The organism is Neobacillus terrae, from assembly GCF_011393025.1.
Classification (GTDB): domain Bacteria; phylum Bacillota; class Bacilli; order Bacillales; family Cytobacillaceae; genus Neobacillus_A; species Neobacillus_A terrae.
This window is the reverse complement of the sequence record NZ_JAAOEO010000009.1, coordinates 207,195-218,530: the sequence shown is the minus strand read 5'-3', so window position 1 is coordinate 218,530 and position 11,336 is coordinate 207,195. Positions and strand designations below refer to the sequence as shown.

10 protein-coding genes and 6 tRNA genes are annotated in these 11,336 nt (G+C 40.0%); 12 read left to right on the top strand and 4 right to left on the bottom strand.

Annotated features, from left to right (window positions below; all coding sequences use genetic code 11):
- The 6 genes from G8761_RS15015 to G8761_RS14990 all read left to right on the top strand — a co-directional run bounded on the left by G8761_RS15015 (position 1) and on the right by G8761_RS14990 (position 1,322).
- Positions 1-76 (top strand) — tRNA-His (locus G8761_RS15015).
- 39 nt (positions 77-115) lie between these two features.
- A tRNA-Gln gene (locus tag G8761_RS15010) sits at positions 116-190 on the top strand.
- A gap of 3 nt (positions 191-193) precedes the next feature.
- Positions 194-268 (top strand) — tRNA-Gly (locus G8761_RS15005).
- Between the two features lie 8 nt (positions 269-276).
- A tRNA-Cys gene (locus tag G8761_RS15000) sits at positions 277-351 on the top strand.
- A gap of 15 nt (positions 352-366) precedes the next feature.
- A tRNA-Leu gene (locus tag G8761_RS14995) sits at positions 367-448 on the top strand.
- 97 nt (positions 449-545) lie between these two features.
- Positions 546-1,322 carry a YwaF family protein gene (locus tag G8761_RS14990; protein WP_338000964.1) on the top strand — a complete coding sequence of 259 codons (777 nt, stop codon included), beginning with the start codon at positions 546-548 and terminating at the stop codon, positions 1,320-1,322.
- 18 nt (positions 1,323-1,340) lie between these two features.
- On the opposite strand, the gene G8761_RS14985 is transcribed toward G8761_RS14990, so the two are convergent.
- The 3 genes from G8761_RS14985 to G8761_RS14975 all read right to left on the bottom strand — a co-directional run bounded on the left by G8761_RS14985 (position 1,341) and on the right by G8761_RS14975 (position 4,465).
- Positions 1,341-2,084 (bottom strand): SDR family oxidoreductase, encoded by a 744-nt coding sequence (locus G8761_RS14985; RefSeq protein WP_166028046.1) that lies wholly within the window; start codon positions 2,082-2,084, stop codon positions 1,341-1,343.
- 40 nt (positions 2,085-2,124) lie between these two features.
- Positions 2,125-3,087 (bottom strand): aldo/keto reductase, encoded by a 963-nt coding sequence (locus G8761_RS14980; protein WP_166028044.1) that lies wholly within the window; start codon positions 3,085-3,087, stop codon positions 2,125-2,127.
- Positions 3,088-3,559: 472 nt separating this feature from the next.
- Entirely contained in the window at positions 3,560-4,465 is a 906-nt protein-coding gene (locus G8761_RS14975; protein WP_166028042.1) for a nuclease-related domain-containing protein, read from the bottom strand.
- A 160-nt stretch (positions 4,466-4,625) separates the two neighbouring features.
- Between G8761_RS14975 and G8761_RS14970 the strand changes: the two genes are divergently transcribed.
- A tRNA-Gly gene (locus G8761_RS14970) sits at positions 4,626-4,699 on the top strand.
- A 91-nt stretch (positions 4,700-4,790) separates the two neighbouring features.
- Here G8761_RS14970 and G8761_RS14965 read toward each other — a convergent pair.
- Complete coding sequence (locus G8761_RS14965) at positions 4,791-5,459, bottom strand: B3/B4 domain-containing protein (protein WP_166028040.1); 669 nt, start codon at positions 5,457-5,459, stop codon at positions 4,791-4,793.
- Between the two features lie 111 nt (positions 5,460-5,570).
- Here G8761_RS14965 and queG point away from each other — a divergent pair, with 111 nt between their 5' ends.
- The 5 genes from queG to G8761_RS14940 all read left to right on the top strand — a co-directional run bounded on the left by queG (position 5,571) and on the right by G8761_RS14940 (position 11,312).
- Positions 5,571-6,710: a tRNA epoxyqueuosine(34) reductase QueG gene (gene queG / locus G8761_RS14960; protein WP_166028038.1), complete on the top strand. Its 1,140-nt coding sequence runs from the start codon at positions 5,571-5,573 to the stop codon at positions 6,708-6,710.
- Between the two features lie 74 nt (positions 6,711-6,784).
- Positions 6,785-7,663 carry an amidase domain-containing protein gene (locus G8761_RS14955; protein ID WP_166028036.1) on the top strand — a complete coding sequence of 293 codons (879 nt, stop codon included), beginning with the start codon at positions 6,785-6,787 and terminating at the stop codon, positions 7,661-7,663.
- Between the two features lie 68 nt (positions 7,664-7,731).
- Positions 7,732-8,220 carry a tRNA (uridine(34)/cytosine(34)/5-carboxymethylaminomethyluridine(34)-2'-O)-methyltransferase TrmL gene (gene trmL / locus G8761_RS14950; RefSeq protein ID WP_166028034.1) on the top strand — a complete coding sequence of 163 codons (489 nt, stop codon included), beginning with the start codon at positions 7,732-7,734 and terminating at the stop codon, positions 8,218-8,220.
- A gap of 81 nt (positions 8,221-8,301) precedes the next feature.
- Complete coding sequence (gene nfsA / locus G8761_RS14945) at positions 8,302-9,051, top strand: oxygen-insensitive NADPH nitroreductase (RefSeq protein ID WP_166028032.1); 750 nt, start codon at positions 8,302-8,304, stop codon at positions 9,049-9,051.
- Between the two features lie 365 nt (positions 9,052-9,416).
- Positions 9,417-11,312, top strand: a complete 1,896-nt coding sequence (locus G8761_RS14940) for a PrkA family serine protein kinase (protein ID WP_166028030.1) — start codon at positions 9,417-9,419, stop codon at positions 11,310-11,312.
- Positions 11,313-11,336: the final 24 nt, after the last annotated feature.

The following is an 11,336-nucleotide window of genomic DNA, read 5'->3' as shown; positions in this document are numbered from 1 at the left end:
GCGATTGTGGCGAAGTGGTTAACGCACCTGATTGTGGTTCAGGCATTCGTGGGTTCGATTCCCATCAGTCGCCCCATATATTGTTATTGTATTTTTTCTTTTTTTATTTTATTATTGGGCTATAGCCAAGCGGTAAGGCAACGGACTTTGACTCCGTCATTCGTAGGTTCGAATCCTGCTAGCCCAGCCATTTGCGGAAGTAGTTCAGTGGTAGAACACCACCTTGCCAAGGTGGGGGTCGCGGGTTCGAATCCCGTCTTCCGCTCCAAAATCTTCGGCGGCATAGCCAAGTGGTAAGGCCAAGGTCTGCAAAACCTTTATCCACCGGTTCGAATCCGGTTGCCGCCTCCAATAAAAATTTAATATGCCGGTGTGGCGGAATTGGCAGACGCGCACGACTCAAAATCGTGTTCCTTCTGGAGTGTCGGTTCGACCCCGACCACCGGTATCCTTAAATTAAGACCCCAACTTTATGTTGGGGTTTTTTTCTGTTTTAAAACAGAAAAATTAATAATAAGATATTTTTGTGTGAATGGGAAACCTAAATGGAGAGTACAAGAGGACAGTTTTTGAAAACGGGGTACGTTAAGATGAGAGTATTTTTTCAATATCATTCCAACCTTGAACCATTTAGTCTTTTTTCGGTGGAGCATCTTTTGACAATTGGCATACTAATCATTCTGAGTATCCTTATGTTTAGTAATCGCAACACGCTGATGCAGAAAGGGAAAAGAACATTTTTTAGATTTTCGTTAGCTTTCCTTTTGTTCATTACTGATATATCGCAGCATCTTTGGCTTTTGTATGAGAAAGCTTGGTTGCTGGAAAGAGATTTACCGCTTCATTTAAGCGATTTGGCTGTTATCCTCGCCATTGTGATGCTATTGACCAGAAGCTATAAACTTTTTCAATTTATGTATTTTGCAGGTTTGGGAAGTTCCATCCAAGCTATCTTAACGCCTGACCTTGGAAAGTTCTCTTTTCCGCACTTTCGATATTTTGAGTTTTTTATTTCACATGGAGGTGTGGTGCTGGCTTGCTTATTTATGATAGTTGCCTTTAGGTATAGGCCTACAATTTTTTCTATGTGGATAACCATACTTATTTTGAACTTATATGCACTAATTGTCTTTTTTCTTAATAAGGCAGTTGGATCGAATTACATGTATATCATGCATAAGCCCACCAGTACTTCACTTTTAAATTATCTCGGGCACTGGCCCTGGTATCTAATCTCACTGGAGCTAGTGATGATTTTATGCTTTTATATTCTTTACACTCCTTTTTGGATTAAAAGTAAAATAGAAAAGACCACAAGTTAATGTGGTCTTTCTGTTGGTTTAACTTCCTTGTGTAGTTGGTCTTATGATGATCTCGTTTACAGAAGCCCATTCAGGTTGTTCGATTGCATAGGCAATGGCGTTGGCAATATCCTCTGCTTTTAATGGCTGACTGGTTGCGCGTGATTTCAATGCGCCTATAGCATCCTCATCTGTAATAGTTTCAATCAGTTCAGTCTCAACCATCCCTGGCGAAATAATGGTCGTTCTTATTTTGGAGGTTGGAGACAATTCCATACGAAGACCTTCAGTGATCGCACGGACAGCAAATTTTGTCCCGCTATATACCGCACCAGCCATACCAACACGGTGTCCGGCAACGGATGAAACATTTAGAATATGGCCTTCTTTTTGTTTCTCCATTGTAGGAATAGCAGCAGCAATGCCATTTAAGACACCCTTAATGTTTACATCCACCATGCGATTCCACTCATTAACTTTTAATTTATTCATAAAAGAGAGCGGCATTAAGCCGGCATTATTAATCCAAACATCGATCCGATTATAAGCATCAAGAGCAAAATTTGCTAAGTCCTGCATCTCCTCAAGAGATGTCACATCGGCTGTATAATAGGAGGCTTCTCCGTTAGCTTCTTTTATACGATTGACTGTTTCTTGTAAACGTTCGGTTCTCCTGGCTGACAAGATGATCTTTGCACCTTGCTCGGCAAGTTTTTCTGCAGCTGCTTGTCCAATTCCGCTGCTGGCACCTGTTATAACAACAACCTTACCTTCAATAGTCAAATGAATACCTCCCCTGATTTTTTTACTCGGTACTATACACTTATTCAGTCATACTTTTTTCCCAAACTCCTTTAACTTCAACACCAGTAGCCTTTGCTGCTTCTTCCAATTCCTTAATTTCCTGCTCATTTAAGATAATATCTACTGCAGATATCGCACTCTCAATGTGTTTTGGCTTAGTTACACCAATAATTGGAACAGTATGTTTTGCAATCGCCCAAGCCATTGCAATTTGGGCAGGATCTGCATTATGTTTTTTTCCGATTGTGTCCATAACGTCAATTAAGTCATCAAGCTTTTCTAAAACTTCGGAAGTAAAGGCCTCTCCTCTTCTTGTTCCGGCTTTAAAAGGATTTTTTGAGCTATATCTGCCTGTTAAAGCACCTTGTTCTAATACCATATAAGAAAAGAATAAAACTTTATTTTGATTACACCAATCAATAATGCCAGCTTCCTCAGAGGAGCGGTAAAGGAGACTATAGTGGTTTTGTACGGCAGAAAGCTGTAAACCTTCTTTTTCCAAAATAGACGCAGCTAATTTTATTTCCTCTAAGTTATGATTCGAAACTCCAGCATGTTTTACTTTCCCACTTTTCATAAGTGGAATTAGCTTTAATGTCCATCTTTCCACATCATTAGGGTTGTGGATCCAGTAAATATCTGTGTAATCCACACCAAGCCTATCAAAGCTCCCAGCTAGCATTTCTTCCATAGCATCTTCTGTCTGGGTTCCGCGAGGTGTAAATTTCGTTGAGAGTAAGAAATCGTTTCGGCCCTTAATAAAACTTCCTAGAATTGTTTCAGAAGCACCCATTCCATAAACAGCCGCAGTATCCCATAAATTAAACCCAGCCTTCATAGCGGCTTCAAAAACAGGCTTTAAATCTTCGTCAGTAAGATTATTACCAAAAACAGCGTCTCCGCCGTTTACACCATTTCCCCATGACCAGGTACCCAGTGCAATCGCAGGGATTTCTTGATGTTTCAATTTCACATATCTCATACTTAATCACACCTCCATAAGTTTTTAACACATTCATTATTAACTATTAAAGATATAAAAAACAAGATTAATGAACTGATGTTAATTTTGATAAAACGAAAGAGGGAAAAAATAGTCACTTCTAATAAAGATAAAAGGAAATGGGGAACTGAAGGTGGAGATAGTGACCCCAAACGGAAATATAAAAGGAGTAGGGGGAACTAAAGAGAGAGATAGTGACCCCAAACGGAAAAATAAAAGGAGAAGGGGTAACTAAAGGTGGAGATAGTGACCCCAAACGGAAAAATAAAAGGAGAAGGGGGAACTAAAGGTGGAGATAGTGACCCCAAATGGAAAAATTAAAAGGAGAAGGGGTAACTAAAGGTGGAGATATTGACCCCAAACGGAAAAATAAAAGGAGAAGGGTAACTGAAGGTGGATATAGTGGCCACATATGGAAAAATAAATGAAAAAGGGGTAGCAAAAGGGATAATTAAATATAATGAGCTGAACGACCAACACCCACCTTTTTAAAGTTTCCCGAAAGTGTATTTCTGATTGCTTTCTTAGACTTCATAATTCTGCACCAATCATAAATAACGTTAGTAGTTACTTTTTCACTAGGGAATAGAATTTGAAATTCTTTGACGCTTCTTAAGATTGCTGATGAAACTCCCTCTTTATGGCCACAACTTTTACAGGTTAAGATTTTTATATCATCATTAGTTAAAAATAGACCACAGGATTTGCATATTATTCCCTTTTGGATTTGTTGGTAGGTATAAGAAGGCCTTTTTGCATATTGGGATTTTTTTATATGTATTGCGGCCAGCTTTTCTGCCAACTTAAACGGCTTGCCAAATATTTCCGCGGATTTTCTAGATAACTGATCAAAAAATCGTGTTAACTGTGGAGGAAAAATAATGGGGAGGTTCAAAGGAGCTTGATAAAGGAAAAAAACGGGATTGATAAATATGAGATGGGCCTCCACATTAAAGGTGAACCCAAGCTCGTGGATCAGCCTGCGAAACAGCGATTCACTGCGTTTGAGCTGAAGGAGGGGGTTTTTAATTTCGTTCCCTGCAGCAGTATACCAATTGTCCTTCTCGACGTAAAAGTCACCTTCATAATTTTTTACTTCAAAGAGGTAAATGGTACCTTGAGAAATCAATAAGGAATCAATTTGAAATACGGTGTTACTACAATCAAACAAAAGATCATTTAACATCAGCCAATCACCTTTAAGATCTTTTAATAACAAATCAAATTGCTTCTCACCCAAATAGCCTTTTTCAAGGTGCAGGTAATTCGAAGCCTCCTTGGGATCAAGGTTCCACCTTGTATTCAGGATCCTTAATAATAATAATTCTTCCGGTTCAGTACGGGGTTTTATTAACATTTCTTCACATCCTTTCTTCTGAATAAAGTTCTGTTACAGACCCTTATTCCCTCTATACAAATAAGAAATAAATTCGACAAATTTCCACAAAAACCCCTTGACCTACTCGGAAAAAACGTGTATTATATAGTAGTTGATTCGTTAAGACGCATTTAAATATGCGGGTGTAGTTTAATGGTAAAACTCCAGCCTTCCAAGCTGATGTCGTGGGTTCGATTCCCATCACCCGCTCCATACATAGCCAACGCAGTGTTTCGTTAAAAATAATGAAGCGCTGCGTTTTTTCATGTCCTGTAGTATGAGCTGCTGCAAAAAAAAGGATGCATTAGCATCCCAAAACATCATATTTTCCTTCACCGCCATGAATTTTTATGAACATATTCATGAGCGAAGCGGTGAGATTTCTTGCATTTTCTTCTTTTGTGGATGGAGATAAATAAATAATCTGCAGGGCATTTTTTGTTTCTTCAGTTACTGGTGTTCTGGCCGAGTCGACGAATGGGCTTCCAAAAGGGCCTTCGCCATCTGTGGAAATCACCAGATCTTCTAAAGAATTAGATCTTCCGTTCAGCCCCTCATATTCCTCTCCGGGTGCGCCAACTCTAATTTCAACAGCCCCACTCAGCTTATCTGCATCATAAACCCCAATTGGCACCTGGTATTGCAGCGAAAAAAAGTTGTTAATATCGATGGCACTCTGGACAGAGGGAAGGTAGTTTTGTTTTTTTATCCTGCGGAATAGGGCCTCTGAGGAAGGACGGTAGCGGTTTGGATCCTTGCCCGTCATTTTAAAAATGCTTCGCCACTCTTGAACACCTGGCAGATCAGTAACGCTTTTGTCCTCGAGCTCAAAAAAAATCGATTCCTGGAAGAGCTGAAGTCTTCCTTTAAGCATTTGTGGCGAATCCCCAACTGTAATACCGCTGTATTGAATGATTCCCACTTTGAAGCCGGGAACCAGCTCTTTTAACTGGGATGACAGAGTAATTTCCATTGTTTCACCCTCCAAAATTCATTAAAAATAGTTTATCATAAATAAGATGTAACCATTAACCATATAGGCTCATGCCTTTAAATAAAAAGTACCAGGAAAGGAGGCTTATAAATGGATTTCAATCGGTTAAAAGATGAAGTAATTGCTTACAGCAAGACAATTGGCATTGATAAAATTGGATTTACAAGCGCTGCACCTTTTCTGGAGCTGAAAAACAGGCTTGTTCGCCAGCAGGAGTTAAATTATCAATCCGGTTTTGAAGAGCCGGATATTGAAAAACGCGTCAACCCATCATTGCTGCTGAATGATGCACAGTCCATTATTTCTATAGCCCTTGCTTACCCTGCAAAAATGACCGTCCATATTCAGGGAAAAAAGGGCGAAAGAAGAGGTATCTTTTGCAGAGCATCCTGGGGGCAGGATTATCATCATATACTTAGAGACAGACTTAGGAAATTAGAAGAGTTTATTCAAACAAAATTGCCTGGAGCAAAACTGCAGTCCATGGTCGATACCGGAGAGCTTTCAGATAGAGCGGTTGCAGAACGGGCTGGGATTGGCTGGAGCGGGAAAAATTGCTCTATTATAACCCCAGAATTCGGATCCTTTGTTTATTTAGGTGAAATGATCACCAATATACCTTTCGAGGCTGACATGCCTATCGAGGATCAGTGCGGAACATGTACGAAATGCCTTGATGCATGTCCAACAGGTGCGCTAGTCCAGGGAGGACAGCTAAATGCTCAAAGATGTATCGCCTTCCTTACCCAAACAAAAGGATTTCTACCAGACGAATTCAGGGAAGAGATCGGTAACAGGATCTACGGATGTGATACCTGTCAAACAGTATGCCCCGTTAACAGGGGAAAGAATTTTCACTTTCACACAGAAATGGAGCCAGACCCAGAAGCTGCTAAACCTCTATTAAAACCTCTTATTAAAATTAGTAATAAGGACTTTAAAGAGAGGTTTGGCTACGTATCAGGATCGTGGAGAGGGAAAAAACCTCTCCAGCGCAACGCAATCCTTGCCTTAGCATTTTTTAGAGACAAATCCGCTTTAGATCAATTAATTGAGGCGATGAAGGATGACCCTCGGCCAGTTATTCGCGGAACTGCTGCCTGGGCAATCGGAAAAATTGGCGGGGAGTTAGCTCAAAACGAACTAGAGAAAGCTAGGCTTAAAGAGAAGGAACCTGAAGTACTGGAAGAAATTGATAAAGGCCTGAAATTGGCAAAGGAGCTGGTGTAATCACTGGCTCCTTTATTTTTTTGGTTGAATTGCTTTTTTCTATCATATGTATGAAAAGAAAGGAGCGATGATATATGCGGAAGCAGCTTCAGGATTTTTTGGAAAAAAGAATTCAGCATTATGTAAGTACATCGAGAGATGAGGAATTTTCGAAACAAGCACAATTAAAAATTGACGCCTGTATGAAAAGGTCAGCAGAGATCGTTAAGGTAAATGCGTCAGGAAAGATACTCGAAAAAGCCGCAGAAGAAGAGTTTAGCAAGGCCAAATATCAGCTCCATTTTCAATATTTAATTAAACAGAAGGGAACTCTTTATATAGAGGAAGAAGTTGAGCAAAGGGAAGCTACTTTTTATAAGAATGTTTTGGTGGAAGACATAGAAATTAAATCTGACGATGGCAGCATAAAAATAGACAACGAACCCGACCTTCGGGTATTGGAAGAAGAAGATGACAGAATTTCATATGAATATAATCGGCTAAGGGCTGTTCAGTATGCTGAAAGATGGTGGAATGACTACAACCCGGCATATAGAAAATTTCAAAATGACTGTACTAGTTTTATATCCCAATGCCTGCACGCAGGTGGAGTGCCTATGAGAGGTTATCCAAACCGTCAAACGGGATGGTGGATCAAGGGGCAAAATTACAGTTATAGCTGGGCAGTGGCAAATTCATTGAGACTCTTTCTGGACAATTCTAAATCAGGGCTAGGGGCAAAAGTAGTAAGCAGGCCTGAGCAGCTTCTTCCTGGGGATGTTATTTGCTATGATTTTCAGGGGGATGGACGCTTTGACCATAATACAATTGTTGTAGCCAAGGATGCGAACGGAATGCCCCTTGTCAATGCGCACACCTACAATAGCCGGATGAGGTATTGGGCATATACAGACTCAACTGCCTATACCCCTAATATTAAATATAAGTTCTATTCGATTTTGGACGGGAGGTAACTTAAGTTGTATGAGAGGGCTGGAGTGGTATAATAACTGTTAGATTTACTTATATGAGGTGAAAAAAATTGGCATTGCATGTAGTTTTATATCAGCCGCAAATTCCTTCCAATACGGGAAATATCGCAAGAACCTGTGCCGGGACTGGAACAAGGCTTCATTTAATCCGCCCCCTTGGCTTCTCTACCGACGACAAAATGCTGAAGAGAGCTGGATTGGATTATTGGGAACACGTTGAAATTGCTTATTACGATTCATTGGATGAATTTTATGAAAAGAATGAAGGCGGTCAATTTTTTTATTTGACCAAGTTTGGGAAAAAACCGCATTCTTCTTTTGATTATAGTGATCCTAGCAAGGATTATTATTTTATTTTTGGCCGTGAAACAACCGGGTTGCCAGAGGAAGTTAGGGAAAAAAATAAAGAGACCAGCCTTCGTATCCCGATGAATGAAAATATACGGTCCCTCAATCTTTCAAATACGGCTGCAATCCTTGTTTACGAGGCTCTGCGCCAGCAAAACTACCCAAGTCTTTTAAAAGAATTTAACGATTAAAACAGGTCCCCAAGCGACCTGTTTTGTTTTTTATAGATATTTTTGGTTAAATTACTTTTGTATGAGGAAAGGAGAATTGAAATGAATGACGTTATTTCACTTTTACAAAGCCACCGTTCTATTCGGAAATTTAAGGATCAGCCTTTAACAGATGAACAGATTAGGCTGATTGTAGGTTCTGCCCAATCTGCTTCAACCTCTAGCTTTGTACAAGCCTATTCGATTATTGGTATAAAAGAAAAAGAAAAGAAGCGAAAGCTTGCAGAACTTGTTGGAAACCAGTCTTATGTTGAAAACAACGGACACTTTTTCGTTTTTTGCGCTGATTTTCACAGGCATGAGCTTATTGGAAAAAGGGAAGGAAAGGATGTTCTTCCTTCTATAGAAAGCACGGAAAAATTTATGGTTGGCATTATCGATGCTTCACTGGCAGCTCAAAATGCAGCTGTTGCAGCAGAGTCTCTTGGATTGGGCATCTGTTATATAGGGGGAATTAGAAATAATCTTCCTGAGGTTAAAGAAATTTTAAAAACGCCTGAACACGTGATCCCGCTTTTTGGAATGGCAGTGGGTTATCCAGACCAGGATCCCGATTTTAAACCACGTCTTCCGCTGGAGCATGTATACCATGAAGAAGAGTACCAGCAGGATAAAGAGGTATACGAAAGACAGCTGGATGAATATGATGCTCTGGTTTCAAGTTATTATGAGGAAAGAACAGAGGGCAAGCGGAAAGACCGCTGGACCGAGCAGATGGCATTGATGCTTGAAAAACGCGTGCGTATGTACATGAAAGAATTTGTTCAAAAAAATAAAATGGATTTGCATTAAAAAAATTTTTTCAAAGAAAAAAAGGCTGCCAAATGTAAATGGCAGCCTTTTTTATTTATTCTTACTTGTTTGGTGTTCCTGGCTTATCATTGTATCCGGCAGTAAATATGGCAGCAAGGAAAGTAATCATAACAGCGACGACTAGTACAGTACCCATAATTATGTAAGCCCCCTTTTTAGCATTTTTATTATACAAACATATAATATCATTATAGCCTATTTCCTAGCCTATGAAAACGTAAAGCTTAATTTTTCATTCAGGAAAAGTATTTTGGAATTAATTGGGATTAAGAATGTTCAAATAAACCTGCGCATAGAGTATATTAATCGTCTCTGATAAAGCGACAGGGGGAGGACCTGACCTAATGGATATATTAAAAAAGATTGAACACTACCGAGAAGAAGAGGAAAAGCTTCGCTGGGAAGGAAGTTTTAGGGATTATCTTAACTTGCTGAAAGAAAAGCCATGGATTGCTCAATCTGCACACTCACGGGTTTATAATATGATTAAAGATGCTGGAATTGAAGAGGTTAAAGGTAAAAAGAAGTATCAATTCTTCAGCAACCAGATGTTTGGTCTTGAGGAATCATTGGAACGCCTTGTTGAGGAGTATTTTCACCCTGCTGCTAAAAGGCTGGATGTTAGAAAACGTATTTTATTGTTAATGGGTCCAGTAAGTGGAGGTAAATCCACTTTGGTTACCATGCTGAAACGAGGATTAGAGGCTTATTCACGTTCAGACAGAGGCTCCGTCTTTGCGATTAAGGGCTGTCCGATGCATGAGGATCCGCTCCACTTGATCCCGCATCATCTGCGTGCTGATTTTAATGAGGAATATGGAATCCGTATTGAAGGCAATTTGTCCCCGCTAAATGTGATGCGTCTGGAAGAGGAATACGGGGGCCGGATTGAGGATGTATTAGTTGAAAGAATCTTCTTTTCCGAAGACAGGCGGACCGGAATCGGCACCTTTAGTCCTTCTGATCCAAAGTCCCAGGATATTGCTGACTTAACCGGAAGTATTGATTTTTCAACCATCGCAGAATTTGGATCTGAATCTGACCCGCGAGCCTACAGGTTTGATGGTGAATTGAATAAAGCCAACAGGGGAATGATGGAGTTCCAGGAAATGCTGAAGTGCGATGAAAAATTTCTCTGGCATTTGCTTTCACTGACACAGGAAGGAAACTTTAAAGCAGGAAGGTTTGCGCTGATCAGCGCGGATGAATTAATAGTTGCGCATACGAATGAAACAGAATACAGATCCTTTATTTCTAATAAGAAGAATGAGGCTCTTCATTCACGGATTATCGTTATGCCTATCCCATACAATTTAAAGGTAACCCAGGAAGAAAAGATTTATGAAAAAATGATCCATGAAAGCGATGTTTCAGATGTTCATATTGCCCCTCACACTTTAAAAGTTGCAGCCATGTTCACAATTCTTACTAGGCTGAAGGAACCGAAAAAAGGTGACATAGATCTGGTTAAGAAAATGCGCCTTTATGATGGCGAAAATGTAGAGGGGTATAATACTGCTGATATTGAAGAGCTTCAAAAAGAACACACCGATGAAGGTATGAGTGGTATTGATCCGCGTTACGTCATCAACCGCATTTCCTCAACCATTATCAGAAAAGAAGTACCTTCCATTAATGCTCTTGATGTTCTCAGGTCTTTAAAGGACGGGTTGGATCACCATCCATCCATTACGGCTGAACTGCGTGAGCGTTACATGAACTATATTTCTATTGCCAGAAGAGAGTACGACACTATTGCCAAGAAGGAAGTACAGAAGGCTTTTGTTTATTCCTATGAGGAGTCTGCGAAGACATTAATGGATAACTATTTGGATAATGTTGAGGCATATTGTAATAAAGCGAAGCTTCGCGACCCGCTGACGGGAGAAGAAATCAGCCCGGATGAAAAGCTGATGCGGTCAATTGAAGAGCAAATTGGCATTTCTGAAAATGCAAAAAAAGCATTCAGGGAAGAAGTATTAATCCGAATTTCAGCATTTGCCAGAAAAGGCAAGCGGTTTGATTATAATTCCCATGACCGGCTTCGTGAAGCCATCCAGAAAAAGCTGTTTGCGGATTTGAAGGATGTTGTAAAAATTACGACCTCCACAAAAACACCGGATGAACAGCAGCTGAAGAAAATTAATAATGTTGTGGCTAGACTTGTAGATGAACACGGCTATAATACTACTTCCGCGAACGAGCTTTTAAGGTACGTGGGAAGCTTGCTAAATCGGTAGAATACAGGGGCTGGCGCTTATGCG